This is a genomic window from Pseudomonas syringae pv. tomato str. DC3000 (assembly GCF_000007805.1).
In the GTDB taxonomy this organism is placed as follows: Bacteria; Pseudomonadota; Gammaproteobacteria; order Pseudomonadales; family Pseudomonadaceae; genus Aquipseudomonas; species Aquipseudomonas avellanae.
The window spans coordinates 2,391,664-2,418,503 of record NC_004578.1; the positions used below are offsets into that span (position 1 = coordinate 2,391,664).

At 59.4% G+C, this 26,840-nt stretch carries 26 protein-coding genes; 22 read left to right on the forward strand and 4 right to left on the reverse strand.

The window, feature by feature from the left end; all coding sequences use genetic code 11:
* Positions 1 to 49: 49 nt before the first annotated feature.
* Positions 50 to 922 carry a LysR family transcriptional regulator gene (locus PSPTO_RS11285; RefSeq protein ID WP_011103885.1) on the reverse strand — a complete coding sequence of 291 codons (873 nt, stop codon included), beginning with the start codon at positions 920 to 922 and terminating at the stop codon, positions 50 to 52.
* A gap of 144 nt (positions 923 to 1,066) precedes the next feature.
* On the opposite strand from PSPTO_RS11285, the gene leuC reads away from it, so the two are divergent.
* The 9 genes from leuC (at position 1,067) to PSPTO_RS11335 (ending at position 10,983) form a co-directional block, all read left to right on the forward strand.
* Positions 1,067 to 2,494: a 3-isopropylmalate dehydratase large subunit gene (leuC, locus tag PSPTO_RS11290; RefSeq protein ID WP_007244781.1), complete on the forward strand. Its 1,428-nt coding sequence runs from the start codon at positions 1,067 to 1,069 to the stop codon at positions 2,492 to 2,494.
* On the forward strand, positions 2,491 to 3,132 hold the full coding sequence (gene leuD / locus PSPTO_RS11295; protein WP_011103886.1) for a 3-isopropylmalate dehydratase small subunit: 642 nt from the start codon (positions 2,491 to 2,493) through the stop codon (positions 3,130 to 3,132). Before leuC ends, leuD begins: the two co-directional genes overlap by 4 nt.
* A gap of 146 nt (positions 3,133 to 3,278) precedes the next feature.
* Positions 3,279 to 4,361, forward strand: a complete 1,083-nt coding sequence (leuB, locus tag PSPTO_RS11300) for a 3-isopropylmalate dehydrogenase (RefSeq protein WP_005769662.1) — start codon at positions 3,279 to 3,281, stop codon at positions 4,359 to 4,361.
* Between the two features lie 70 nt (positions 4,362 to 4,431).
* Positions 4,432 to 5,544 carry an aspartate-semialdehyde dehydrogenase gene (gene asd, locus PSPTO_RS11305; RefSeq protein WP_007244780.1) on the forward strand — a complete coding sequence of 371 codons (1,113 nt, stop codon included), beginning with the start codon at positions 4,432 to 4,434 and terminating at the stop codon, positions 5,542 to 5,544.
* A 165-nt stretch (positions 5,545 to 5,709) separates the two neighbouring features.
* Positions 5,710 to 6,714 carry a 2-dehydro-3-deoxygalactonokinase gene (locus PSPTO_RS11310; RefSeq protein WP_011103887.1) on the forward strand — a complete coding sequence of 335 codons (1,005 nt, stop codon included), beginning with the start codon at positions 5,710 to 5,712 and terminating at the stop codon, positions 6,712 to 6,714.
* A gap of 1 nt (position 6,715) precedes the next feature.
* Positions 6,716 to 7,351: a 2-dehydro-3-deoxy-6-phosphogalactonate aldolase gene (locus PSPTO_RS11315; protein WP_007244779.1), complete on the forward strand. Its 636-nt coding sequence runs from the start codon at positions 6,716 to 6,718 to the stop codon at positions 7,349 to 7,351.
* A 30-nt stretch (positions 7,352 to 7,381) separates the two neighbouring features.
* Positions 7,382 to 8,560, forward strand: coding sequence for a galactonate dehydratase (gene dgoD / locus PSPTO_RS11320; RefSeq protein ID WP_255302372.1), 1,179 nt, complete (start codon positions 7,382 to 7,384; stop codon positions 8,558 to 8,560).
* 221 nt (positions 8,561 to 8,781) lie between these two features.
* Positions 8,782 to 10,092: an MFS transporter gene (locus PSPTO_RS11330; protein WP_005769658.1), complete on the forward strand. Its 1,311-nt coding sequence runs from the start codon at positions 8,782 to 8,784 to the stop codon at positions 10,090 to 10,092.
* A gap of 81 nt (positions 10,093 to 10,173) precedes the next feature.
* Entirely contained in the window at positions 10,174 to 10,983 is an 810-nt protein-coding gene (locus PSPTO_RS11335; RefSeq protein ID WP_011103889.1) for an IclR family transcriptional regulator, read from the forward strand.
* A gap of 11 nt (positions 10,984 to 10,994) precedes the next feature.
* On the opposite strand, the gene PSPTO_RS11340 is transcribed toward PSPTO_RS11335, so the two are convergent.
* Positions 10,995 to 12,047, reverse strand: a complete 1,053-nt coding sequence (locus tag PSPTO_RS11340) for an NAD(P)-dependent alcohol dehydrogenase (RefSeq protein WP_007244776.1) — start codon at positions 12,045 to 12,047, stop codon at positions 10,995 to 10,997.
* A 181-nt stretch (positions 12,048 to 12,228) separates the two neighbouring features.
* Between PSPTO_RS11340 and PSPTO_RS11345 the strand changes: the two genes are divergently transcribed.
* Positions 12,229 to 13,122: an AraC family transcriptional regulator gene (locus PSPTO_RS11345; RefSeq protein ID WP_005769653.1), complete on the forward strand. Its 894-nt coding sequence runs from the start codon at positions 12,229 to 12,231 to the stop codon at positions 13,120 to 13,122.
* 53 nt (positions 13,123 to 13,175) lie between these two features.
* Here PSPTO_RS11345 and PSPTO_RS11350 read toward each other — a convergent pair whose 3' ends face one another.
* A complete protein-coding gene (locus PSPTO_RS11350; RefSeq protein ID WP_005769651.1) occupies positions 13,176 to 14,831 on the reverse strand; it encodes an electron transfer flavoprotein-ubiquinone oxidoreductase in 1,656 nt (551 codons plus the stop codon).
* Positions 14,832 to 15,354: 523 nt separating this feature from the next.
* Here PSPTO_RS11350 and PSPTO_RS11355 point away from each other — a divergent pair.
* The 9 genes from PSPTO_RS11355 to PSPTO_RS11395 all read left to right on the forward strand — a co-directional run bounded on the left by PSPTO_RS11355 (position 15,355) and on the right by PSPTO_RS11395 (position 22,599).
* On the forward strand, positions 15,355 to 16,104 hold the full coding sequence (locus PSPTO_RS11355; RefSeq protein ID WP_005769649.1) for an electron transfer flavoprotein subunit beta/FixA family protein: 750 nt from the start codon (positions 15,355 to 15,357) through the stop codon (positions 16,102 to 16,104).
* Positions 16,105 to 17,034, forward strand: a complete 930-nt coding sequence (locus PSPTO_RS11360; protein WP_005769647.1) for an electron transfer flavoprotein subunit alpha/FixB family protein — start codon at positions 16,105 to 16,107, stop codon at positions 17,032 to 17,034.
* Positions 17,035 to 17,154: 120 nt separating this feature from the next.
* Positions 17,155 to 17,982, forward strand: a complete 828-nt coding sequence (locus tag PSPTO_RS11365; protein WP_011103890.1) for a substrate-binding periplasmic protein — start codon at positions 17,155 to 17,157, stop codon at positions 17,980 to 17,982.
* Positions 17,983 to 17,992: 10 nt separating this feature from the next.
* On the forward strand, positions 17,993 to 18,346 hold the full coding sequence (locus PSPTO_RS11370; RefSeq protein WP_005769643.1) for a DUF4398 domain-containing protein: 354 nt from the start codon (positions 17,993 to 17,995) through the stop codon (positions 18,344 to 18,346).
* On the forward strand, positions 18,343 to 19,158 hold the full coding sequence (locus tag PSPTO_RS11375; protein ID WP_005769641.1) for an OmpA family protein: 816 nt from the start codon (positions 18,343 to 18,345) through the stop codon (positions 19,156 to 19,158). The genes PSPTO_RS11370 and PSPTO_RS11375 overlap by 4 nt, the downstream gene beginning before the upstream one ends.
* Before the next feature lie 217 nt (positions 19,159 to 19,375).
* Positions 19,376 to 20,815, forward strand: coding sequence for a PLP-dependent aminotransferase family protein (locus tag PSPTO_RS11380; protein WP_003382014.1), 1,440 nt, complete (start codon positions 19,376 to 19,378; stop codon positions 20,813 to 20,815).
* A gap of 115 nt (positions 20,816 to 20,930) precedes the next feature.
* Complete coding sequence (locus PSPTO_RS11385) at positions 20,931 to 21,584, forward strand: hypothetical protein (RefSeq protein ID WP_046463567.1); 654 nt, start codon at positions 20,931 to 20,933, stop codon at positions 21,582 to 21,584.
* Positions 21,585 to 21,678: 94 nt separating this feature from the next.
* Positions 21,679 to 21,936, forward strand: coding sequence for a YkgJ family cysteine cluster protein (locus PSPTO_RS11390; protein ID WP_005769636.1), 258 nt, complete (start codon positions 21,679 to 21,681; stop codon positions 21,934 to 21,936).
* Positions 21,937 to 21,993: 57 nt separating this feature from the next.
* Positions 21,994 to 22,599 carry an START domain-containing protein gene (locus tag PSPTO_RS11395; RefSeq protein ID WP_005769634.1) on the forward strand — a complete coding sequence of 202 codons (606 nt, stop codon included), beginning with the start codon at positions 21,994 to 21,996 and terminating at the stop codon, positions 22,597 to 22,599.
* 69 nt (positions 22,600 to 22,668) lie between these two features.
* On the opposite strand, the gene gltA is transcribed toward PSPTO_RS11395, so the two are convergent.
* Complete coding sequence (gene gltA, locus PSPTO_RS11400) at positions 22,669 to 23,958, reverse strand: citrate synthase (protein ID WP_005769631.1); 1,290 nt, start codon at positions 23,956 to 23,958, stop codon at positions 22,669 to 22,671.
* A gap of 363 nt (positions 23,959 to 24,321) precedes the next feature.
* On the opposite strand from gltA, the gene sdhC reads away from it, so the two are divergent.
* From sdhC to sdhA, 3 genes are read left to right on the forward strand one after another with little or no spacing between them, the layout of a single operon-like run.
* On the forward strand, positions 24,322 to 24,696 hold the full coding sequence (gene sdhC, locus PSPTO_RS11405) for a succinate dehydrogenase, cytochrome b556 subunit (RefSeq protein ID WP_005738085.1): 375 nt from the start codon (positions 24,322 to 24,324) through the stop codon (positions 24,694 to 24,696).
* Positions 24,690 to 25,058, forward strand: coding sequence for a succinate dehydrogenase, hydrophobic membrane anchor protein (sdhD, locus tag PSPTO_RS11410; protein ID WP_003382006.1), 369 nt, complete (start codon positions 24,690 to 24,692; stop codon positions 25,056 to 25,058). Before sdhC ends, sdhD begins: the two co-directional genes overlap by 7 nt.
* A 3-nt stretch (positions 25,059 to 25,061) precedes the next feature.
* On the forward strand, positions 25,062 to 26,834 hold the full coding sequence (gene sdhA, locus PSPTO_RS11415) for a succinate dehydrogenase flavoprotein subunit (protein WP_005769628.1): 1,773 nt from the start codon (positions 25,062 to 25,064) through the stop codon (positions 26,832 to 26,834).
* Positions 26,835 to 26,840 lie beyond the last annotated feature (6 nt).

Consider the following 26,840-nt stretch of genomic DNA (forward strand, 5'->3'; position numbering starts at 1 on the left):
GAATAAAGCCGATAAAGCGATCAGTCTGCTGCGGCGCAGCATGGTCTACTCACTGTGTCTGCGCATCGAGCAATTTCATGAATGCTCTGGCGGCATTCGACAGCGTGCGTTCGGTGTGCAGGATGTAGCCTAGCTGGCGATTGAGCTGCACGCCCGGCAAAGGAATGCGCGCCACCTGTTCGTCGAGCATGGTGCGCGGCAGTACGCTCCAGGCCAGGCCGATGGAGACCATCATCTTGATGGTCTCCATGTAGTTGGTGCTCATGGCTATATTGGGCTTCAGGCCCTCGGCCTCGCACAGCCCGCTGACAATGTGGTGGGTGAACGTTTTGCTGCCCGGAAACACCGCCGGGTAACGCACGATATCCGCCAGTTGCATCGGCCCGCTGTTGGCCAGCGGGTGCTCCGGCGCGGCGACGAAGTCCAGCGGGTCGTCCCACACAGGCATGGCGCGGATCAACGCATGGGGCTCGGGCGCCAGTGTAATGACTGCCAGCTCGGCGCGCCCGTGAAGAATTTCCTCATAAGCCACCTCCGAATCGAGAAACTGAATGTCCAGCGCAACCTTGGGGTAGGCACGGGTAAACGCCCGCAGCACCGGCGGCAGGCGATGCAGGCCGATGTGGTGACTGGTTGCCAGGGTCAGCCGGCCGCTGACTTCGCCGGTCAGGTTGGTCAGTGCGCGGCGCGTGTCGTCCAGCACATTGAGGATCTGGTAGGCGCGCGGCAGCAGGGCGCGACCGGCCTCGGTCAGGCTGACTTCGCGGCCCAGGCGATCAAACAGGCGCACGTTGAGCTGCTGCTCCAGACCGGCGATGCGCTTGCTGATGGCAGGCTGGGTGATGTACAGCCGCTCACCGGCACCCGAGAAGCTGCCGGTCTCGGCGATGGCTATAAAGGCGTTGAGATTGGCGAGGTCCATAGTCGGATTCCACTTGGTTATCCAAAGCATGAAAATTATGATTTGAGTTATTTAAGCACATTCCATAGGATGACCGCACAAGCCAAGGGGTCATCGTCACGATTGCCCAAGGCATAGAAACAAGCTGATGAGGAAGTACGTCCGATGGCCGGGAAAACGCTCTACGACAAGCTCTGGGATTCACATTTGGTCAAACAGCGCGACGACGGGTCGGCGCTGATCTACATTGACCGTCATATCATCCACGAAGTGACCTCGCCGCAAGCGTTCGAAGGCCTGCGCCTTGCCAGACGCAAACCGTGGCGGATCGATTCGATCATCGCCACACCCGACCACAACGTGCCGACCACGTCGGAACGCAAGGGCGGGATCGAGGCTATCGAAGACCAGGTGTCGCGCCTGCAAGTGCAGACTCTGGACGACAACTGCGACGAATACGGCATCACCGAATTCAAGATGAATGACCCGCGTCAGGGCATCGTCCACGTCATCGGCCCGGAGCAGGGCGCAACCCTGCCGGGCATGAGCGTGGTCTGCGGCGACTCGCACACCTCGACCCACGGCGCATTCGGCGCGCTGGCCCATGGTATCGGCACCTCCGAGGTCGAGCATGTGCTGGCGACCCAGTGCCTGGTGGCCAAGAAGATGAAGAACATGCTGGTGTCGGTCGAAGGGCAATTGCCGTTCGGCGTGACTGCCAAAGACATCGTGCTGGCTGTTATCGGCAAGATCGGCACCGCAGGCGGTAACGGTTACGCCATCGAGTTCGCTGGCAGCGCGATTCGTGACCTGTCGATCGAAGGCCGCATGACCATTTGCAACATGTCCATTGAGGCCGGTGCGCGGGTCGGCATGGTCGCCACTGACGAGAAGACCATCGAATACGTCAAAGGCCGTCCGTTTGCACCGAAGGGCGCTGAATGGGACCTTGCCGTCGAGGCCTGGCAGGATCTGGTGTCCGACGCTGATGCGGTGTTCGACACCGTGGTCAAGCTGGATGCCGCACAGATCAAGCCACAGGTCAGTTGGGGCACTTCGCCGGAAATGGTCCTGGCCGTCGATCAGAACGTGCCGGACCCTGCGCAGGAGCCGGACCTGGTCAAGCGTGGCTCCATTGAGCGCGCCTTGAAATACATGGGCCTGAAAGCCAATCAGCCGATCACCGATATCCAGCTGGACAGGGTGTTCATCGGCTCCTGCACCAACTCGCGCATCGAAGATTTGCGCGCCGCGGCGGACGTTGCCAAGGGCCGTAAGGTGGCTGCAACCATCAAGCAGGCCATCGTGGTGCCAGGCTCGGGGCTGATCAAGGCGCAGGCTGAGAAAGAAGGGCTGGACAAGGTCTTCATTGACGCCGGTTTTGAATGGCGCGAGCCGGGCTGTTCGATGTGCCTGGCCATGAACCCGGATCGCCTCGGCTCCGGCGAGCATTGCGCGTCAACTTCCAACCGTAACTTTGAAGGCCGTCAGGGCGCAGGTGGTCGTACGCATCTGGTGAGCCCGGCGATGGCTGCTGCTGCAGCGGTTACTGGCCGTTTCATCGATGTTCGCGAATTGAGGAATCCAGCATGAAAGCCTTTACCCAGCACAATGGCCTGGTCGCTCCGCTGGATCGCGCCAACGTCGACACCGACCAGATCATCCCCAAGCAGTTTCTCAAGTCGATCAAGCGCACGGGCTTTGGCCCGAACCTGTTCGATGAGTGGCGCTATCTGGATGTGGGCCAGCCGTATCAGGACAACTCCAAGCGCCCGCTGAACCATGATTTCGTGCTCAACAACGCACGTTATCAGGGTGCCAGCGTGCTGTTGGCGCGGGAAAACTTCGGTTGTGGTTCCAGCCGCGAGCACGCACCCTGGGCGCTGGAAGAGTATGGTTTTTGCGCCATCATCGCCCCTAGCTATGCCGACATCTTCTTCAACAACAGCTTCAAGAACGGCCTGCTGCCGATCATTCTGGCTGAAGACGACGTCGATCAACTGTTCAAGCAGGTCGAGGCCAGCCCTGGCTATCAGTTGAGAATTGATCTGCAGGCGCAGACAGTGACCCGCCCTGACGGCGAGGTGCTGAGCTTTGAAATCGATGCATTCCGCAAGCACTGCCTGCTTAACGGTCTGGATGACATCGGCCTGACGCTGATGGACGCCGACGCCATTGCCAGCTTTGAAGGCAAGCATCGCGCCAGCCAGCCATGGTTGTTTCGCGACTGATCAGTAGCCACCGCAGGCTTGTTTGCCAGTAAGGTGCCGTTGCACCTTGCTGGCAACAGTGTTTTAGCCAGGTGATAAATTTTTTGCCGTATTCAGCGTTATAAAAAGGCGCCACCCAAGGTGCCGCTGCACACATCGAGGATGTTATGAGCAAGCAGATTCTGATTCTCCCAGGTGATGGTATTGGTCCTGAGATCATGACCGAAGCGGTCAAGGTGCTGGAGCTGGCCAACCAGAAGTATCAACTGGGTTTTGAATTGACCCACGACGTGATCGGCGGCGCGGCCATCGACAAGCACGGCGTGCCGCTGGCCGACGAGACACTGGACCGCGCCCGTGCGGCCGATGCGGTACTGCTCGGCGCGGTGGGCGGCCCGAAATGGGACACCATCGAGCGTGACATCCGTCCTGAGCGCGGCCTGCTGAAAATCCGTTCGCAACTGGGCCTGTTCGGCAATCTGCGCCCGGCGATTCTCTACCCGCAACTGGCGGACGCCTCGAGCCTCAAGCCGGAAATCGTCGCGGGCCTGGACATCCTGATCGTTCGCGAACTGACCGGTGGCATCTATTTTGGCGCGCCACGCGGTACTCGCGTGCTGGACAATGGCGAGCGTCAGGCGTACGACACGCTGCCGTACAGCGAGAGCGAAATCCGTCGCATTGCCAAGGTCGGTTTTGATATGGCCATGGTGCGTGGCAAAAAGCTCTGCTCGGTAGACAAGGCCAACGTACTGGCGTCCAGCCAGCTGTGGCGCGAAATTGTCGAGCAGGTCGCCAAGGATTACCCGGAAGTCGAACTGAGCCACCTGTACGTCGATAACGCCGCCATGCAACTGGTGCGTGCGCCCAAGCAGTTCGACGTGATCGTGACCGACAATCTGTTTGGCGACATTCTGTCCGATCAAGCGTCGATGCTCACCGGTTCCATCGGCATGCTGCCGTCGGCTTCGCTGGACACCGCCAACAAGGGCATGTATGAGCCTTGCCACGGTTCGGCTCCGGACATCGCCGGCCAAGGCATTGCCAACCCGCTGGCCACCATTCTGTCGGTGTCGATGATGCTACGTTACAGCTTCAACCTGACCGCCGCTGCCGACGCCATCGAACAGGCCGTCAGCCTGGTGCTGGATCAGGGTATCCGCACCGGCGACATCTGGTCCGAGGGCAAAGTCAAAGTCGGTACCAAGGAAATGGGCGATGCAGTAGTCGCCGCGCTACGGAATCTGTAATCTCTCTGGCCCGCCGCCTGCTGTACACACGCAGGGCGGCGGTCCCACTTTTATTCAAGGTGCAGTTGCGATGAAACGTGTAGGTCTGATCGGTTGGCGTGGCATGGTCGGTTCCGTGCTCATGCAGCGGATGCGGGAAGAGCAGGACTTCGATCTCATTGAGCCGGTGTTCTTCACTACCTCCAATGTCGGTGGCCAGGCGCCTTCGGTGGGCAAGGACGTTGCCCCGCTGAAAGATGCCTACAGCATCGACGAACTGAAAACCCTGGACGTGGTGCTGACCTGTCAGGGCGGCGATTACACCAACGAGGTGTTCCCCAAGCTGCGCGAAGCGGGCTGGCAGGGTTACTGGATCGATGCGGCCTCCAGCCTGCGCATGCAGGATGACGCGGTTATCGTGCTCGACCCGGTCAACCGCAAGGTCATCGACCAGCAACTGGACGCGGGCACCAAAAACTACATCGGCGGCAACTGCACGGTCAGCCTGATGCTTATGGGCCTGGGCGGCCTGTTCGACGCCGGGCTGGTCGAGTGGATGAACGTCATGACCTATCAGGCGGCCTCCGGGGCCGGCGCGCAGAACATGCGTGAACTGATCAAGCAGATGGGCGCGGTGCACGCGTCTGTTGCGGATGAACTGGCCAACCCGGCCAGTGCCATCCTGGATATCGACCGCAAGGTGGCAGAAGCCATGCGCAGCGAGTCGTTCCCGACCGAGAACTTCGGCGTGCCTCTGGCCGGCAGTCTGATCCCGTGGATCGACAAGGCGCTGCCCAATGGCCAGAGCCGCGAAGAGTGGAAAGGCCAGGCCGAGACCAACAAGATTCTCGGTCGCTTCAAGAGCCCGATCCCGGTCGACGGCATCTGCGTGCGCATCGGCGCCATGCGCTGTCACAGCCAGGCACTGACCATCAAGCTGAACAAGGATGTGCCGATTGCGGACATCGAAGGCTTGATCAGCCAGCACAACCCGTGGGTCAAACTGGTGCCGAATACCCGCGAAGCCAGCGCGCAAGAACTCAGCCCGACCGCCGTAACCGGCACCATGAGTGTGCCGGTGGGCCGTCTGCGCAAGCTGAACATGGGTTCGCAGTACCTGGGCGCCTTCACAGTGGGTGACCAATTGTTGTGGGGCGCGGCCGAACCGCTGCGGCGCATGCTGAGGATCCTGCTGGAGCGTTGATGCTTCGGTTTACACCAAACCCGCTGTCCGAAAGGGCAGCGGGTTTTTTAATGTCTCACTGTTAAAATCCCATTATGTGGGATTGAAATTTACATATTGAGATAAGTGTGACAACAGGTTTATAGTCGTCTGGCACTCACTTCCAATAAAACAACAGGTGAAGCAATGCAGGCGCAATTGATCGCACTCGACTGGGGGACGACCTCCCTTCGTGCTTATCGACTTGGCGAACACGGCCAGGTGCTGGAACAGCGCGCCCTGAGCGCGGGCATCATGCAGTTGCCGACCACGCCGCGTCTGATTTCCGGGCAACTGTGCAGTGACGGTTTTGAACTGGCTTTCGATCAGGCCTGCGGCGACTGGCTTGACGCCGAGCCCGGCCTGCCGGTGATTGCCTGCGGCATGGTCGGCAGCGCGCAGGGCTGGCGCGAGGCGGCTTATCGGGAAACCCCGGCCAGCGTCAACCAACTGAGCGCAGCGCTGCAAACGGTGCGCAGCCAGCGTGGCGTGACCGTGCATATCATTCCGGGCGTACTGCAACGTTCTACCCTGCCCAACGTCATGCGTGGCGAAGAAACCCAGGTGCTCGGCGTATTGGCCGGGCTGGAGACGCAACTCGACAACCAGCCCCTGCTGATTGGCCTGCCGGGCAGCCATTCCAAATGGGTGCAGGTCACGCGCGGGCGCATCGTTCATTTTGATACCTTCATGACCGGCGAGGTCTACGCCGCCCTGTGCGCGCACACCATTCTGGGGCGCACCATGCAGCCTGCCGAGGCGTTTGATGACCAGGCGTTTGATCGCGGATTGTCAATTGCCCTGTCGGACACCGGGTCCGCCGGACCGCTTTCCACCATTTTCAGCACCCGAACGCTCGGCCTGACCGGGCAGCTGGCGGCGAGCGCTCAGCCGGACTACCTTTCCGGTCTGCTGTTCGGCCATGAACTGGGTGCCATCGCCAGGCTGCATCTGCATACCCATGAACAATTGCCTGCGGTGATCCTCATCGGCAGCGAAGCGCTGTGCGCGCGTTATTCACGTGGCCTGACGGTCTGTGGTTTCCCGCAAGTGACACTGGCCGAACAGGCGACCGAGCGCGGCCTGTGGCAGGTCGCGGTGCAGGCGGGCCTGATCGCACGCCAGCCATCCCAACACATTCAAGAGGTTTGACATGCTCAAGCAAGCATTGAAGGAAAACGGTCTGGTCGCGATTCTGCGCGGACTGCGCCCCGAAGAGGCACCGGCGATTGGCGACGTGTTGTATGAGGCCGGGTTTCGGGTCATCGAAGTGCCGCTCAATTCCCCACAGCCGTTCGACAGCATTCGCTTGCTGCGTCAGCAACTGCCTGCCGATTGCCTGATCGGTGCTGGCACGGTGCTGACCCCGGAGCAGGTGACGCAGGTCAAGGATGCCGGAGGGCAGGTTATTGTCATGCCGCACAGCGATGCCAACGTCTTGCGTGCAGCCAAGGCGGCCGGGCTGTTCTTGTCGCCGGGCGTAGCGACGCCGACCGAGGCGTTTGCCGCGCTGGCCGAAGGTGCTGACGTGCTGAAGCTGTTTCCTGCCGAGCAGATGTCGCCCGCGGTGGTCAAGGCGTGGCTGGCGGTGCTGCCCAAGGGCACGATTGTGCTGCCGGTCGGCGGTATCTCGCCAGACAACATGAAAGTGTTTCTGGACGCCGGCGTGAAAGGCTTCGGCCTGGGCTCCGGGCTGTTCAAGCCGGGTATGAGCGCTGCCGACGTCGCCGAGCGGGCCAAGGCTTATGTGGCTGCCTGGAAGCTACATACCGCAGGGCTTGCAGACTGATCGGCATCGCTGTTCGATAGTCGTTATCCAATAAGAGAGTCAACAAGAGAAACCGCACCCATGAAAATCACCAAACTCACCACGTTCATCGTTCCGCCACGCTGGTGCTTCCTCAAGGTCGAGACTGACGAGGGCGTTGTCGGCTGGGGCGAGCCGGTGGTCGAAGGTCGCGCACACACCGTGGCCGCTGCTGTGGAGGAACTGTCCGATTACCTGATCGGCAAGGACCCGCGCAACATCGAAGACATCTGGACCGTGCTGTATCGCGGCGGTTTTTACCGGGGCGGCGCGATCCACATGAGCGCACTGGCCGGCATTGATCAGGCGTTGTGGGACATCAAGGGCAAGGCGCTGGGTGTTTCGGTGAGTGATTTGCTGGGTGGCCAGGTGCGCGACAAGATCCGTGTGTACTCGTGGATCGGCGGCGACCGTCCTGCCGACACGGCGCGTGCAGCCAAAGAAGCCGTCGAGCGCGGCTTTACGGCGGTGAAAATGAACGGCACCGAGGAGCTGCAATTTCTCGACACCTTCGACAAGGTCGATCTGGCGCTGGCCAATGTGGCTGCCGTGCGTGATGCGGTGGGGCCGAATGTCGGCATTGGTGTGGACTTCCATGGCCGCGTCCACAAGCCGATGGCCAAGGTGCTGATGAAAGAGCTGGATGCGTACAAGCTGATGTTCATCGAAGAACCGGTGCTCAGCGAAAACTACGAAGCCCTGAAAGAACTGGCACCGCTGACCAGCACGCCGATTGCCTTGGGCGAACGGCTGTTCTCGCGCTGGGATTTCAAGCGGGTGTTGAGTGAGGGCTATGTCGACATTATTCAGCCGGATGCGTCGCATGCGGGCGGTATCACCGAAACCCGCAAGATCGCCAACATGGCCGAAGCCTACGACGTCGCGCTGGCGCTGCATTGCCCGCTGGGGCCGATTGCGCTGGCGGCGTGCCTGCAACTGGATGCGGTTTGTTACAACGCCTTTATCCAGGAACAAAGCCTGGGCATTCACTACAACGAAAGCAACGACCTGCTCGATTACGTCAAGCATCCGGAAGTGTTCGACTACGACAAAGGCATGGTCAAGATCCCCAACGGGCCGGGCCTGGGCATCGAAATCAACGAAGAATACGTCATCGAACGCGCCGCCATCGGCCACCGCTGGCGCAACCCGATCTGGCGTCATGCCGATGGCAGTTTTGCGGAGTGGTAGGGCGCAGTAAATCTCCGTGATCATCGTTCCCACGCTTTGCGTGGGAATGCCGTTCTGGACGCTCTGCGTCCGATTTTGAGGGCGCTGCGCGGCGCATGTATGTGACGCAGAGCGTCACGAAATGCATCACCACGCGGAGCGTGGGGACGAGAATCAGCGTGTCTTCAGCTCATTTATATCGAAGCACAGACCTCAATAAATCCAACAAGAGGCTACAGGCCATGCGTACTCGTACGATGGAAGGCGCGGCGTCGCTGGTGACGCCGTCCCGCAAACGTTTCTTCATCATGGTGCTGCTGTTCATTACGGTGGTGATCAACTACCTGGACCGCAGCAACCTGTCCATAGCCGCCCCGGCACTGACCGCCGAACTGGGCCTTGATACGGTGCACGTCGGGCTGATCTTCTCGGCGTTCGGCTGGACCTACGCCGCCATGCAATTGCCCGGTGGCTGGCTGGTGGACCGGGTGCCGCCGCGCATCCTTTACACCGCCGCACTGCTGCTGTGGTCCATCGCGACCATCATGCTCGGCTTTGCCGCCAGCTTCATCGCACTGTTCGTGCTGCGCATGGCCGTCGGTGCGCTCGAAGCACCGGCCTATCCGATCAACAGTCGTGTGGTGACCACCTGGTTTCCAGAGCGCGAGCGCGCCACCGCCATTGGCGTCTACACCTCCGGGCAGTTCGTCGGTCTGGCGTTTCTGACGCCGGTGCTGGCCTGGTTGCAGGCGCACTACGGCTGGCACATGGTGTTTGTCGTAACAGGTGGCGTCGGCGTGTTGTGGGCGTTGATCTGGTACGCGGTGTATCGTGAACCGCGTGACTTCAAAGGCGTTAACCAACAGGAAATCGACCTGATCAAAGAGGGCGGCGGACTGGTGGACATCCAGACCGAAGCCGACAAGCAGAAGCAGGGTTTCAGCTGGCTGGACCTGGGCATCGTGCTGAGCAAGCGTAAGCTGTGGGGGATCTATCTGGGGCAGTTCTGCCTGAACTCCACGCTGTGGTTCTTCCTGACCTGGTTCCCGACCTATCTGGTCAAATACCGCGGCATGGACTTCATCAAGTCCGGGTTGCTGGCGTCATTGCCGTTTCTGGCGGCGTTTGTCGGGGTGTTGTGTTCGGGGTTTTTCTCCGACTGGCTGATCCGCCGTGGCCATAGCGTGGGCTTTGCCCGCAAATTGCCGATCATTGCCGGGCTGCTGATTTCCACGTCGATCATCGGCGCCAACTTCGTCGATTCCACACCACTGGTCATCACCTTCCTGGCGCTGGCGTTTTTCGGTAACGGTCTGGCATCGATCACCTGGTCGCTGGTCTCGACCCTGGCCCCGGCGCGCTTGCTGGGCCTGACCGGTGGCACGTTCAACTTCATCGGCAATCTCGCCGCCATCGCTACACCGATCGTGATCGGCTTTCTGGCAACCGGTGACTCGTTTGCGCCAGCCATCACCTACATTTCGGCGTTGGCACTGCTGGGCGCGCTGTCTTACATCCTGCTGGTGGGGAAGGTGGAGCGTATCGAACTCTAATGTCGACGCGTGCGGACGCTGGCGGCGATAATGCTGCCAGCTTGCTGATCCGAACCTTTCCCTATTTGAACCTGGCCTGTCATGCACAACGATTCGATCATCCCTGAAAAAATCACTGGCAAAGAACCGGCGCCAAGCGGAACCCAGACCCTGTTGCGCGGCCTTGGCGTGGTTCAGGCGGTGGCCAGTGGCGCACGGGACCTGAAAGAGATCGCCCGGCTGATCGGCACCACGCGCAGCACTACTCACCGGCTGGCCAGTTGCCTGGTCGAGGAGCGCTACCTTCGGGTGGTGCCGCAAGTGGGTTATTTGCTGGGGCCGAAGCTGATCGAGCTGGGTTTTCAGGCGCGCGAAGAAGTGCCGCTGGCCATTCTCGCCCGCCCGTATCTGGATAGGCTGTCGGAACTGACCGGCGATACGGTGCATCTGGCGGTTCGGGAGGGTGACGACGTGCTGTACCTGCACAAGAACCCTGGTCGCAATGGGCCGGAAATGCGTTCACGGGTCGGGCACCGCATGCCGCTGGTGCGCACCGGTATCGGTAAGGCGTTGTTGCTGGACAGTACGCAAGCGGAGTGGCAGCGACTGTACGAGGTCAGCACGCCGGCGTCAGGCAGAAACCCGCTGTGGCCTGCTCATGAGCAACAAACCTGGGAACAGCTTAAAGCGCGAAGGGAGGAGTACGTGCAGGGCGGTTATGCGTTTGACCTGGAGGACAACGAACCGTCGATTCGTTGTGTTGCAGCGCCGGTACGGGATGCCAGCAAACAGATTGTTGCTGGCATCAGTGTTGCCAGTACCGTGCCTTACATGCCGCTGGAGAAAATGGCCGAGCTGGTTCCGCTGATCAAACAGATAGCAGCGGAACTTTCGGCCGATCTCGGCGGCTGATTCCTGGCCAATCAGGCCTGCAATGTGGCCATGTCGATCACGAAGCGGTATTTCACGTCACCGGCCAGCATGCGCTCGTAGGCTTCGTTGATGTTGCGGATATCGAGCATTTCGATGTCGCAGGTGATGCCGTTCTCGGCGCAGAAATCCAGCACTTCCTGGGTTTCGGCAATGCCGCCGATCAACGAACCGGCCAACACGCGACGGCTCATCACCAGATGGGCTGCATGGACGGGCGGCTCGATAGGTTCGATCAGACCGACCAGAATATGCACGCCGTCAAAGCGCAGCGTTTCCAGGTAGGGGTTCAGGTCGTGTTGCACCGGAATGGTGTCGAGCAGGAAGTCGAAATGCCCGGCCGCGGCCTTCATCTGTTCGGCATCGGTGGAAACGATCACATGGTCGGCGCCCTGGCGACGTGCTTCCTGAGCCTTGGCTGCGGAGCGGGTAAACAGGGTGACTTCAGCACCCATTGCCTTGGCGAACTTGATGCCCATGTGGCCCAGACCGCCCATGCCCAGAATACCGACCTTGTCACCGGCCTTGACGCCGTAGTGCTTGAGTGGCGAATAAGTGGTGATGCCTGCGCAAAGAATCGGAGCGGCTGCGGCCGGGTCGAGCTTTTCCGGAACGCGAACGACGAAGTGCTCGGCGACCACGATGCTGTTCGAGTAACCGCCCATGGTGTTGCTGCCGTCCACGCGGTCTGGCGTGGCGTAAGTCATGGTCGGGCCTTCCAGGCAATACTGTTCGAGATCCGATTTACAGGCCGAGCACTCGCGGCACGAGTCGACCATGCAACCGACACCGACCAGATCACCGACCTTGTACTTGGTGGCGTTGGCGCCAGTGGCGGTGACGCGACCGACGATCTCGTGGCCGGGCATCAGCGGGTAGACAGCGATGCCCCACTCGTTGCGCGCCTGGTGAATGTCGGAGTGGCAGACGCCGCAGAACAGGATTTCGATGGCCACGTCGTCGGCACGCGGAGCGCGACGTTCGAAGGTCATCGGGGCGAGGGGGGCGGTAGCTGATTGAGCGGCGTAGCCGATAGCTGTGTACATTGTTGACCTCACAGAGTGTTACAGAAACAGAGGCAAGCAATTGTCCTTGTATGGAGGGTGCGCGGCTATGGTGAATCCTCCGTGTTTCATGCCTATTCCTCCGGCCGGATAATTCGGGGTCGGCCCCGGCGCGCAAATCTGCGATTATACAGCTGTCTATTTCTCTGTCGGCCTGCTTTCCATGTCACTCGCTTTTTCCCCTGATGGCAATGCCACGCTTGTGTCCCTGATTCAGCCGCTGGCGGTACGTCCCGGCTTTGTGGCCACGCATTTGCCCGCGGTCCGTGTGCTGTCGGCTTTTGGTTATGTGGCCAGTAGCCCGCAGATCTACGAGCCGAGCCTGATGATTGTGGTGCAGGGCAGCAAAGTCGCCTGTCTGGGGCCGCGCACTTTTGAATACGGCACTGGGCATTACCTGATTCAGGCGCTGTCGGTGCCGTTCAAATGCGAGACCTTCGCCACCCCGGGCAAGCCGCTGTATGGCGTGTCGGTGGCCATCGACCGCGTGCTGCTTGGCGAGCTGGTGCAAGCGATGGGCCCGGCCAGCGGCCAGGAAAGCCAGATGCAGACCCCGGAGTCCATGACATCGGTACGCATCGACCCTGCGATGCGCGACAGCGTCGAACGCCTGTTGCGCTGTCTGCACGATCCGCTGGAGTGTCAGGCGATGGGGCAGGCGCGCATTCGTGAAGTGCTGTACAGCGCGCTACGCGGCCCGCAATCGGGTGTATTGCGGGCGCTGGTCGAGCAACAGGGGCAGTTTGCGCGGATCGCCTCGGCGGTGACGTATCTGCATGATCATTACGATCACGCATTGAACGTCGACACCCTGGCGCGCTGCGCGAACATGAGCACCTCGACCTTCCACGAACACTTCAAGCGCAGTACGTTATTGTCGCCTGTGCAGTACCTCAAACGCCTGCGCCTGCTCAAGGCCCAGCAATTGCTGGTAGCCGACGGGTTGAACGTGGCGCAGGTCGCGCTCAGGGTCGGCTATCAGAGCGCGTCGCAGTTCAGTCGGGAATACAAGCGCTATTTTGAACGGAGTCCTGGAGAGGCTAGCTGCAAGCCATAAGCTGCAAGCTCTAAGCTCTAAGCTTGCCGCTTACAACTTGCAGCTGCTCCACCTCACATATTCGGGTAGGTCGGTCCGCCAGAGCCTTCCGGTGCAACCCAAGTGATGTTCTGCGAAGGGTCCTTGATGTCGCAGGTCTTGCAGTGCACGCAGTTCTGCGCGTTGATCTGGAAGCGTTTCTCGCCATCTTCCCTGGTAATGACTTCGTACACGCCTGCCGGGCAGTAGCGCTGGGCCGGTTCGTCGTACAGCGGCAGGTTTTTGCTTATCGGGATGCTCGGATCGGTCAGCTTCAGGTGGCAGGGTTGTTCCTCTTCATGGTTGGTGCTGGAGAGGAATACCGAGCTGAGTTTGTCGAAACTGAGCTTGCCGTCGGGTTTGGGGTAATCGATTTTCTTTGAGTCCGCCGCCAGCTTGAGGCAGGCGTAATCCGGCTTAGTGTCGTGCAGGGTAAACGGCAGCTTGCCACCGAAGATGTTCTGATCGATGAAGTTGAATGCGCCGCCCTTGATCGCGCCGTACTTGTGGATCGCCACGCCAAAGTTGCGGCTGGCGAACAGCTCCGCATGCAGCCAGCTGGCTTTGAAGGCATCGACGTAGGCGGTTAACACGTCGCCGCCTTCCTTGCCGGCGAACAGGGCGTCCGCTACCGATTCTGCAGCCAGCATGCCGGACTTCATGGCAGTGTGGCTGCCCTTGATCTTGGCGAAGTTCAGGGTGCCGAGGTCGCAACCGATCAGCGCGCCGCCAGGGAAGACCATTTTCGGAAGCGAGTTCAGGCCGCCCTTGGCAATGGCGCGTGCGCCGTAGCTGATGCGTTTGCCGCCTTCCAGGTACTGCTTGATGACCGGGTGATGCTTGTAGCGCTGGAATTCGTCGAACGGTGACAGGTACGGGTTGGTGTAGGACAAGTCGACGATCAGGCCGACCACCACCTGATTGTTTTCCAGGTGATACAGGAAAGAGCCGCCCGGATTGGCATCATCCAGTGGCCAGCCTGCGGTATGCACCACCAGGCCTTGTTCGTGTTTGGCCGGATCGACTTCCCAGATTTCCTTCAAGCCGATGGCGTAGTGCTGCACGTCGGCTTCGTTGTCGAGGTCGAAGCGCTTGAGCAACTGCTTGCCGATGTGGCCACGGCAGCCTTCGGCGAACAGCGTGTACTTGGCGCGCAGTTCCATGCCGGGGGTGTACAGGCCTTCTTTCGGGTTGCCTTCGCGGTCGACGCCGAGATCACCGGTGACGATGCCGCGCACCACGCCGTTTTCGTCGAATAACGCTTCCTGGGCCGCAAAGCCCGGGTAGATTTCCACGCCCAGGTTTTCAGCCTGCTGGGCGAGCCAGCGGCACAGATTGCCCAGTGAGATAATGTAGTTACCATGATTGTGCATGGTCTTTGGCACGAAAAAGTCGGGGATTTTCTGGGCTTTTTCGGCGTCGCGCAGCACGTAGATGTCATCGCGCTTGACCGGCGTATTGAGTGGCGCGCCCAATTCCTGCCAGTTCGGAAACAACTCGTTCAGTGCGCGCGGTTCGAACACGGCACCGGACAGAATGTGCGCGCCGACTTCGGAGCCTTTTTCCACCACGCAGACGCTGATTTCCTGCCCGGCTTCAGCGGCCTTCTGTTTAAGGCGGCAAGCGGCAGAAAGCCCGGAAGGGCCGGCTCCGACGATGACGACGTCGAATTCCATGTATTCGCGTTCCACAGGCTATCTCCTACTCTCAAGGCTCACGGTGTTTTTTATGTGGCACTGCTTTGTGTGTCGCTGCAGGCCGAAGTCTGGGCGTATGGAGGTGTTAGACACCGCCTGCCTTTTTAATGGCACGCATTATATCTACACCACTGCACGGGTCCAATACAAACGTTTGTTTGAATCGGCCGCAGGCCAGATAAATCATAGACGTCAGACCCGGAACTGGCCGATTTGGCGTATTGACCGGATAAGGCGTAACGGTCAAGATACGGGCGGTTTTGCGTTTGCCGTAGGCTGAAACGAGGTTCGACAGAATCTCCCAAAAGGCATCAGGCAAACGCGGTGCAGGCAACAGGTCAACGTCGCACGGCGCATTTTACACACCCTGCCGCTGCTTGACGGGTGACGCCCGGCATTTATAAGGCTTTTTAAAGCCCTGCCGCTGGCCTGCACACATTGCGATTGCTTGTTGAGGACACTTATCGATCGCCTGGTATTGCCGGGCGACATCTTTTCACCGGAGAGTGAGGAATCCATGAAGGTTCTTGTAGCTGTCAAACGAGTGGTCGACTACAACGTCAAGGTTCGCGTCAAGGCGGACAACTCCGGCGTCGATCTTGCCAACGTCAAAATGTCCATGAACCCGTTCTGCGAAATCGCTGTTGAAGAAGCGGTGCGCTTGAAAGAGAAGGGCGTGGCAACGGAAATCGTGGTCGTGACCATTGGGCCGACCACCGCTCAGGAACAATTGCGTACGGCTCTGGCGCTGGGTGCAGACCGTGCCGTGCTGGTCGAGTCCGCAGAAGAACTCACTTCGCTTGCCGTGGCCAAGCTGCTCAAGGCCGTGGTCGATAAGGAGCAGCCACACCTGGTGATCCTCGGTAAACAGGCGATCGACAGCGACAACAACCAGACCGGCCAGATGCTGGCTGCGCTGAGCGGCTACCCGCAAGGTACTTTCGCGTCGAAAGTCGAAGTGACCGGCGACAAGGTTGCCGTGACCCGCGAAATCGACGGCGGCCTGCAGACCGTTTCCCTGAGCCTGCCCGCCATCGTGACCACAGACCTGCGTCTGAACGAGCCGCGCTACGCCTCGCTGCCCAACATCATGAAGGCCAAGAAAAAGCCGCTTGAAGTGCTGACGCCCGATGCGCTTGGCGTGTCCACGGCCTCGACCAACAAGACCCTCAAGGTCGAAGCGCCGGCTGCACGCAGCGCCGGTATCAAGGTCAAGTCGGTGGCTGAACTGGTCGAGAAACTGAAAAACGAAGCGAAGGTAATCTAAATGACGATCCTGGTTATCGCTGAACACGACAATGCGACCGTAGCCCCGGCTACGCTCAACACCGTTGCTGCCGCCCAGAAGATCGGCGGTGATATTCATCTGCTGGTTGCAGGTTCCGGTATCGGCGCTGTTGCCGAAGCCGCAGCCAGAATTGCTGGCGTGAGTAAAGTGCTGGTCGCCGACAATGCGGCCTACGCGCATCAACTGCCTGAAAACGTTGCGCCGCTGGTGGTCGAACTGGCCGCCGGCCACAGCCACGTTCTGGCCGCTGCCACCTCCAATGGCAAGAACATCCTGCCGCGCGTCGCTGCGCAGCTGGATGTGGATCAGATCTCCGAGATCGTTTCGGTGGTCTCGGCTGACACGTTCACCCGCCCGATCTATGCCGGTAACGCGATTGCCACCGTGCAGTCCATCGCCTCGGTCAAGGTCATCACTGTGCGTGCCACCGGTTTCGACCCGGTGGCTGCCGAAGGTGGTTCGGCCACCGTTGAAGCGGTGTCGGCTGCTCACGACGCTGGCACGTCGAGCTTCGTCGGTGAAGAACTGGCCAAGTCCGATCGTCCTGAGCTGACCGCCGCCAAGATCGTCGTTTCCGGCGGTCGCGGCATGCAGAATGGCGACAACTTCAAGCACCTGTACACCCTGGCCGACAAACTTGGCGCTGCGGTCGGCGCTTCCCGCGCTGCGGTTGACGCCGGTTTTGTGCCCAACGATATGCAGGTCGGTCAGACCGGCAAGATCGTTGCGCCACAGCTGTACATTGCGGTCGGTATTTCCGGCGCGATTCAGCATCTGGCCGGCATGAAGGACTCCAAGGTGATCGTCGCGATCAACAAGGACGAAGAAGCGCCGATCTTCCAGGTGGCTGATTACGGTCTGGTGGCGGATTTGTTCGAAGCCATTCCCGAGTTGGAGAAGCTGGTCTAAGCCACGCGCTTCTACTATAAAGAGAGCCCGTTCCGTTCGGGGTTTGCGTGCCAGCAGCTTGCCTGCAGTGCGCTTGCCCGGACAGAACGGGTTTTTTATTGACTTTCAAAAGGACTTTTCATGTGCCATTCCCGGCTGCTGTCGTCGCTTTTACTCGGGCTGGTCATGCTGCCGACGCTGGCATTCGCTGCCGGCAAGTGCGAGCGCCTGATCGTGACTGGCAGCCCCGACGCGCCGCCTTATCTGTGGCGTGACCCTCAGGACCCTAAGCGCCTGATGGGGGCCAATGCCGATCTATTGACGCAGGCGGCGGGCGAACTGGGCATCAAGCTCGAGGTTGTGTACGGCGGCAAGCGCAGCCAGGCGCTTGAAGAGGTGCGCACCGGGCGTATGGATCTGCTGGCTGATGCGCCGATGAATACCGCACAGCTTGAATCACTCGATTACATTCATCCGCCGATCGTGCAGAACGACATTATGGTCTGGGCGCGCCGCGATCATGCCGTACCGTTCAATGCCATCAGCGAACTGCACGGGCATCCCGGCGCTATCTCGGAAAAGACCCGCCTGACGCCGTTGTTTGAAGCACAGACCCGGCAACATCTGACTCTGGAGCGCGTGTCGGGCCTGACGCCGGCCTTTCAGAAACTGGCGCTGGGCGAGGTGGATTATGTGCTGGCCGGGCGGTATGCCGGGATGGTCATGGTGCAGACGCTGAGCCTGTCGGCAGACCTGATTGCACAACCGTTGCCGGTTGATACGCCGGGCCTGTATCTGGCGTTATCGTTCAATTCGGCCTGCAACGATCCATGGTTGCGCGGACAGCTGGCGAAAAAGATGGCAGAATCGGCCGCCTCCGGCCTTGCGGGCGACGTCATCAGGCACAACCTGGAATTGTGGAAAGCCCAGTTGTTGCAACCTGCCAGCGCCAGCGTCCCAAACAAGTAGGAATGTTTTTGTGAGTATTCGTTTTTCAATGGCCGTCATGGCAATCGCCACGCTGGCCGGCTGCGCCAGCGATCCCGTTCCGAGCGAGCAATTCAAACTGACCGAGCAGGCACTGCAGCAGGCCAAGGCGGTCGGCGCAACGGAAGATCAGCCCGAGATGGAAATAGCGCTGGCCCGCTTCGCCGAAGCGCGTGCGTCCATGACTACACACGCTTACCGCGATGCGCGCATGAAGGCCGAGCAGGCCGAGCTGGATGCGCGGCTGGCAGAGGCGCGAGTGCTCACGCTCAAGAGTCAGGAACAGGTCAATCAGTTGAATACCCGTCTCAATCGCTTGCGCAAGCAGCTGGGGGAGGCGCAATGAACCGTATTCCACGTGTGTTGAGCGTGTGCCTGTTGCTGGGTTCGGCGGGTCTTTACGGCTGTGCCGGTCATCAGGACAGCGCGCAGGCCCTGCAACAGGCCAGTGCCGACTTCCAGAAGGTCAAGGAAGACACCGACGTGCTGCGCAGCGCGCCCAAGGATGTGATTCGCGCGGGTGAATCGCTGGCTCGCGCCGAGCGCTTGTCCAGCTATCTGGGCAGTGGCGCCGATGTCAGCCATTACGCCTACCTCAGCAGTCGCTACAGCGAGATTGCCCGCGAGCACAGCAACCTCATGCTGAGTCAGGAGCGTCTGGCCAAAATGGACATGGAGCGCCAGCGCATGCAGTTGGCGTTGCGCGAAGCCAAGCTGGCCAGCGCTCAGCAGCAGGGGCGCTGGCTGGAAGACCAGATCCTCAGTCTGGCCACCACCCAGACCGATCGCGGGCTGGTCATGACGCTGGGTGATGTGCTTTTCGACGCCGGGCATGCCGAACTGAAAAGCTCGGCCAGTCGCACCATTCTCAAGGTTGTGCAGTTTTTGCAGATCAATCCGCGCCGCGTGGTCAGGATCGAGGGCTACACCGACAGCACCGGCGACCGTGAGGACAATCTGACCCTGTCGAAGGACCGTGCGCAAGCAGTTGCCGATGTTCTGATGGACCTGGGTGTCGACGATAAACGCATTCAGGTCGAAGGCTATGGTCAGCAGTTTCCGGTCGATGCCAATGCGTCCGAACGAGGGCGTGCACAGAATCGCCGTGTCGAAATCGTTTTTTCTGACGAAAAAGGTCATTTAGGCGCTGCTCGTTAACGCTAATAGCCAAAAAAGCCCGACGCCGGAAACGGCCTCGGGTTTTTTTGGCTTTAAACACTTTGAATATGGCGTTTTTGGCCGCGTTTATTTTCGCGCAGCCGCTGTGATCGCTGGCTTGAACGCAAACTGTTCCCGTACACTTCTGGACTGAGCCGGTTATTACCCATCTGTATTTTTAAAAACAATAAATCGCCGGTCTTTTCGAGGCTGTGTCATGACCAACCTTTTGCTCTATCAACGTATCGCTCAACAACTTGCTGAAGACATCCGTCGTGGTGTGTACCAGCCCGGTGAGCGTGTGCCTTCTGTTCGCAAAATGAGCTCGCAGCTCAATGTCAGCCATGCAACGGTGTTGCAGGCCTACGCGAACCTTGAGGATCAGGGCTTGATCAGGGCGCGTCCGCAGTCGGGTTACTACGTTCACCAGACCCCTGCGTTGACGGCTTCGACGCCGGACATCGCGCGGGTCGAGCGGCCAGGGCTGGTCACGCGCAGCAGCATTATCCAGCAGGTGCTTGAAGAGTCGCGACGCGAAGGCGTGTTCGCCCTGGGCGCAGCGGTGCCTCATGTGGATTACCTGCCGGTACGCGCCCTGCATCAGCAGCTTGCGAAAGTGACGCGCTTTCACAGTCCGCGTGCGTTCAGTTACATGTTCAGTCCGGGCTTCGAGCCACTGCGCAGGCAGGTTGCCATCCGTATGCGCGACGCGGGCGTAGTGGTTGATCCATCCGAAGTGGTGATTACTCACGGCTGTGTGGATGCGTTGCAAATGACCCTGCGTGTGCTGACCCGGCCTGGCGATCTGATCGCTGCCGAGTCGCCGGCCTATTACGGCTTGCTGCAACTCGCCGATCTGCTGGGCCTGAAAGTCATCGAGATCCCCAGCGACCCGGCCACCGGCATCAGCCTGGAAGCCCTGCAATTGGCGGCCAATCAGTGGTCGATCAAGGCTCTGGTGCTGACCTCGCGGCTGAGCAACCCGCTGGGCGGCACCATGCCTGAGGAGCGCCAGAAGAACTTGCTGCGGCTGGCCTCGGATTTTGATATTCAGGTGGTTGAAGACGATGTCTACGGCGAGCTGATGTTCGAGGTCGGACGAACCAAGGCACTCAAGGCGTTTGATCGGCTGGGCAGGGTGATTTATTGCTCGAGCTTCTCCAAAACGCTATCGCCCGGTGTACGTATCGGCTGGACAATCGCGGGCAAATACCAGGCTGAAATTCAGCGTCTGCAGACTTTCAGCACTCACTCGGCTTGCAGCGTCACGCAAATGGCCGTAGCTGCCTACCTTGAAAACGGCGGCTATGACCGGCATCTGCGCTTCATTCGCCTGGAATACCGCAAGAACATGAGCGCCTACCAACTGGCGGTGCAGCAGTTCTTTCCTGAGGGCACGCAGATGAGTCGTCCGGCGGGCGGGTTTATCTTGTGGGTCAGTCTGCCGGGGCGCGTCAATACCCAGGAGCTGCATGTGCGTGCGCTGGAGCAGGGCATCAGCATCGCGCCGGGGCTGATCTTCAGTAACACCGAGCAGTTCAACCACTGCATTCGCCTCAATTGCGGCATGCCGTGGAACAAAGAGGCTGAGCGCGCGCTGATGACGCTGGGTATGTTGGCCAAGCAGTTGTGTCAGGAAGCGATACAGGTGTACTGAGTTGTAAAGATTTTTTGTCAGTTGTTTTGAACTCTTGCCTTGTCAGGTTGGCCTCAAAAGGACAGCATGTATTCCTTCCCGGCTTTTTGCCACTGTCTTGCCTGATTCTTTGCCTATGAATGTTTTTCGCTGTCTGGGGTTGATTGTCGTCGTGCTTCTGAGTGGTTGTGACGCTCAGGAATCGTCTGTGCCCAAGCCCAAGCCCAAGGTCGAGGCGGTTATCACTGCGCCGGTCTCCCCCGAGGTTCACTTGAAAACCGAGGCGCCTGTAGAGGCAGTGGCCACTGATGCCCGGCAGATCAAGGCACCGGATACAGTGCATCAGTTGATGCCGGGCGTTCCGGTTGTTCCGGTCGTGGTGGGCAAGGAGAAATCCGAACCCTCGGCAGCTCATTCCGGCAAGGCCACGACGACCGATTCTGAAAAGCCTTTGTCAAAGGTCGTTGCTGTCAAGGCACCCGCCGACAAGCGTCAGAAGGCCAAGGAAGCAAAAGCGGCGAAGGCCAAGGATGTGCGAATCAAGTCGCCCAGGCTGGACTTGAGCCTGCCTCCCGAGCTGGTCAAGGAACTGGCCCCGCCTGCCAATGTGATCACCAGCAAGCGCAAGCCAATATTGCCGCAGATGTTCAGTGACAAAGGCGACTCGGCCAACCCTGGCCCCTTCGAGCTTGAAGGTCGGCTGCTGACCAATGAAATGCAGTTGCAGATGCGCAATGACAACCGTCGCGACGTCGAAGGCGCTGCGCTGGATTTCAAATTCAAGCAGTAAGCCCTGCCTATCGTCCGATACGGCATTTTCAAACAAACGTTTTGACGGTTAATATCGTCTCTTCTTTGTCAACTTTTCAGTCAGGTGTCTGGTCATGGACTGCCGTTCCGATTGTGGTGCGTGTTGCATAGCGCCATCCATCACGTCTCCCATACCGGGTATGCCTCACGGAAAGCCGGCAGGGGAGCGCTGTCTGCACCTGTCGGTCGGGCTTCTGTGTGCATTGTTCGGCAAGGCCGAGCGTCCTGCGGTCTGCAGCCAGTTCAAGGCGGCGGAAGATGTCTGCGGTGTCGATCAGGCAGACGCCATTCGTCTTATCGGCTGGTGGGAAAAGGCTACTGCGGTGGCTTGAAACGGAATCAGTGAGCGCGAGCGCTTTGTCGGCACTTCAAAAACAAGGAATAAAACAATGAGTTCGCTGTATCGCATGGTTGTTGCTTGTGGGTTGACTGTCATGGTTGTCGGGGCAGTGCAGGCTGAAGACTGGAAGGTGGCCAGGAACGAAGACGGAATCAAGGTTTCGCTGAGTGAGGTGCCGGGCTCCGACTACAAGGCTTATCAGGGCATTGCCGTGATCAACGCCAGCGTAAGCAAGCTGCGCGCGCTTCAGGAAGACGTCGCGGGCGCCTGTGCCTGGATTCATGAGTGTAAATTGCAGAAAGTGCTCAAGCATGAAGGCGACAAGACCTGGACCTACAGCCAGTTCAATACACCCTGGCCGGTAACCCCTCGCGACTCGGTATTGCTGATTACCACCCAAGAGGGCGCTGACGGGAGTATTACCCGCAATCTCGAAGAGCAGCCCAGGTACATTCCCGAGGAAAAGGGCTTTGTGCGCGTGAGCGAGGTCAAGGGCTTCTGGAAGATGGTGCCCAAAGGCCCCAATCAGACCGAAGTAACGTATCAGGTGCATACCGAGCCGGGCGGCAGTGTGCCCTCGATGATCGCCAACAAGTTTGTTGTCGATGCGCCATTCAATACGTTGAAAGCGCTCAGGGAGCGGGCTGCGCAGTAATCTGCGGCCTTTTTGAGGGGTGCAAAAAAGGGCTGCCAGTGGCAGCCCTTGTTTTTTGCGTCGTGTCGCTTACTTGCGGTCTTTCAGTGCAATAATGTCGCGTTGCACGTTGCCGGTGTAGAGCTGGCGCGGGCGACCGATCTTGTAAGGGCTGGAGAGCATTTCTTTCCAGTGCGAGATCCAGCCAACGGTCCGCGCCAGGGCGAAGATCACGGTGAACATGCTGGTCGGGATGCCGATAGCCTTGAGGATGATGCCCGAGTAGAAGTCAACGTTCGGGTACAGCGAGCGCTCGATGAAGTACGGGTCGGTCAGGGCGATCTCTTCAAGACGCATGGCCAGCTCGAGCTGAGGATCGTTTTTGATGCCCAGTTCCTTGAGTACTTCGTCGCAGGTCTGCTTCATCACGGTCGCGCGAGGGTCACGGTTCTTGTAGACCCGGTGACCGAAGCCCATGAGCTTGAACGGATCGTTCTTGTCCTTGGCTTTGGCTATGAATGTGTCGATGTTCGACACGTCGCCGATTTCATCGAGCATGGTCAGCACGGCTTCGTTGGCGCCGCCGTGAGCCGGGCCCCAGAGTGCCGCGATACCGGCTGCGATACAGGCGAACGGGTTGGCACCCGAGGAGCCCGCCATGCGCACGGTAGAGGTCGACGCGTTCTGCTCGTGATCGGCGTGAAGGATGAAGATCTTGTCCATCGCCTTGGCCAGCACCGGGCTGATCGGTTTGATCTCGCACGGCGTGTTGAACATCATGTGCAGGAAGTTTTCGGCGTAGCTGAGGTCGTTGCGCGGGTACATCATGGGTTGGCCCATGGAGTACTTGTAGACCATCGCTGCCAGGGTCGGCATCTTGGCGACCAGGCGTACAGCCGAAATTTCGCGGTGCTGCGGGTTATTGATGTCCAGCGAATCGTGGTAGAACGCCGACAGGGCGCCGACTACACCGCACATGACGGCCATCGGGTGGGCGTCACGGCGAAAGCCGTTGAAGAAGGTCTTGAGTTGTTCGTGAACCATCGTGTGGTTCTTGACCACGGCCACGAACTGGGCTTTCTGTTCGGCGGTTGGCAGCTCGCCGTTGAGCAACAGGTAGCAGGTCTCGAGGTAATCGGACTGCTCGGCCAGTTGTTCGATCGGGTAGCCGCGGTGCAGCAGAATTCCGTTGTCACCATCAATGTAGGTGATCTTCGACTCGCAAGAGGCCGTGGACATGAAGCCAGGGTCAAATGTGAAGCGGCCGGTGGCGGTCAGACCGCGTACGTCGATCACGTCCGGACCCACTGTACCGGTCAGTATTGGCAGCTCGACGGGGGCAGCGCCCTCGATGATCAACTGCGCTTTTTTGTCAGCCATGTGGCCTCCTATTTATGCTTCAAATCATCAGACAGGCCCCCCACGCAGGGCCCGCATCACTATAGTGAGATAAATTCTAAAGTCAATTTGCCTAAAGTCGTGTTCCACAAGGCCCGGGCCGTGAAATTTTTCAGGGCATTTCCTGCCGTTTACGCCTTTTGTGCCGGCAAAGCAATGCGCTATTGGCGGTAAGTCTGCGCGTTGTCATTAGCGACCTAACTGTCTATACTCGACGTCCGACCGCCAGAGGCTTTTTGGCCTGTTTCAAGGGGGTCGTCACTTCCTGGGTGGTGGGTACCTGACCAGTGCACTTCCCAACAACTTGCCCTGATTGTTAGGGGCTCTTCAGTGTGAAAAAAAGCCGTGAATAGCCAACGACCTGTAAATCTAGACCTAAGGACCATCAAGCTCCCAGTCACCGCTTACACGTCCATTCTCCACCGCATCTCCGGTGTCATCCTCTTTGTCGGTATTGCAATCATGCTGTATGCAATGGACAAGTCGCTGGCGTCCGAAGAAGGCTTTGGTGAAGTCAAGGCGTGTCTGACCAGCCCGCTGGCCAAGCTGATCATCTGGGGGCTTCTGTCTGCCCTGCTGTATCACATGGTGGCCGGTATCCGTCACCTGATCATGGACACCGGGGTAGGCGAGACGCTCGAGGGCGGCAAGCTGGGCTCCAAAATCGTTATCGCGGTTTCCGTGGTACTGATTCTTCTGGCGGGAGTATGGATATGGTAACCAACGTCACCAACCTTTCGCGTTCGGGCCTCTATGACTGGATGGCCCAGCGTGTATCTGCGGTCGTGCTCGCGGCTTATTTCATATTCCTGATCGGGTACATGGTCTTTCATCCGGGTCTGAGCTACGCCCAATGGCATGATCTGTTCGCACATAACGGGATGCGTATCTTCAGTCTGCTGGCCCTCGTTGCCCTTGGCGCTCACGCCTGGGTCGGCATGTGGACCATCGCGACCGACTACCTGACGCCGATGGCGCTGGGCAAGTCCGCCACTGCGGTACGTTTTCTGTTTCAGGCGGTATGCGGCGTTCTGATGTTCGCCTACTTCGTCTGGGGCGTGCAGATTCTTTGGGGTATCTGATTCATGGCTAATATAAACTCGCTTTCCTTCGACGCCATCATCATTGGTGGTGGCGGTGCCGGCATGCGCGCTGCCCTGCAGCTCGCCCAGGGCGGTCACAAGACTGCCGTGGTCACCAAGGTGTTCCCGACCCGCTCGCACACCGTTTCCGCACAGGGTGGCATCACCTGCGCAATCGCCTCTGCCGATCCTAACGATGACTGGCGCTGGCACATGTACGATACCGTCAAGGGTTCCGACTACATCGGCGACCAGGACGCTATCGAATACATGTGTTCCGTAGGCCCGGAAGCCGTTTTCGAACTCGAGCACATGGGTCTGCCGTTCTCTCGTACCGAGCAGGGTCGCATCTATCAGCGTCCGTTCGGTGGTCAGTCCAAGGACTTCGGCAAGGGTGGTCAGGCTGCACGTACCTGTGCTGCTGCCGACCGTACCGGTCACGCACTGCTGCATACCCTGTATCAGGCCAACCTCAAGGCCGGCACCGTATTCCTCAACGAATACTACGGTGTGGATCTGGTCAAGAATCAGGATGGCGCCTTTGTCGGCATCATCGCCATCTGCATTGAAACCGGCGAAACCTCTTACATCCGTGCCAACGCCACCGTGCTGGCAACCGGCGGTGCAGGGCGTATCTACTCGTCCACCACCAACGCCCTGATCAATACCGGTGACGGTATCGGCATGGCACTGCGTGCCGGTGTCCCGGTTCAGGACATCGAGATGTGGCAGTTCCACCCGACCGGCATTGCCGGCGCAGGTGTACTGGTTACCGAAGGCTGCCGTGGTGAAGGCGGTTACCTGATCAACAAGCACGGCGAGCGTTTCATGGAGCGTTATGCTCCGAACGCCAAGGACCTTGCCGGTCGTGACGTGGTCGCGCGTTCCATGGTCAAGGAAATCATTGCCGGTAACGGCTGTGGTCCGGATGGCGACCATGTAATGCTCAAGCTCGATCACCTGGGTGAAGAAGTGTTGCACAGCCGCCTGCCAGGCATCATGGAGCTGTCCAAGACGTTTGCCCACGTAGACCCTGCAACAGCGCCGATTCCGGTAGTTCCAACCTGCCACTACATGATGGGCGGCGTTGCCACCAACATTCATGGTCAGGCGATCACTCAGGACGCTGATGGCGTCGATCACATCATCCCGGGTCTGTTTGCGGTGGGCGAAGTGGCTTGCGTATCGGTGCACGGTGCCAACCGTCTGGGCGGCAACTCGCTGCTCGACCTGGTGGTGTTCGGTCGTGCTGCGGGTATCCATCTGGAGAAGGCGCTGAGCGAGGGTATCGACTACACCCGCGCTTCCGAGTCCGACATCGATGCTGCTCTCGCACGCCTTGCCGGCCTGAACGAGCGCACCACCGGCGAAGACGTCGCCACGCTGCGTAAAGAGCTGCAAAGCTGCATGCAGAACTATTTCGGTGTGTTCCGTACCGGCGAATACATGCAGAAGGGTATTGCCCAACTGGCTGACCTGCGCGTTCGTATCGCCAACGTCAAGATCAACGACAAGAGCCAGGCTTTCAACACTGCCCGTATCGAAGCGCTTGAACTGCAAAACCTGCTGGAAGTTGCCGAAGCCACGGCGATCGCCGCAGAGCATCGTAAAGAGTCCCGCGGCGCTCACGCCCGTGAAGACTTCGAAGATCGCGATGACGAGAACTGGTTGTGCCACACCCTGTATTTCCCGGGTGACAAGCGCGTGACCAAGCGTGCCGTGAACTTCTCACCGAAGACTGTCCCGACGTTTGAACCCAAGATTCGGACTTATTAAGGGGTG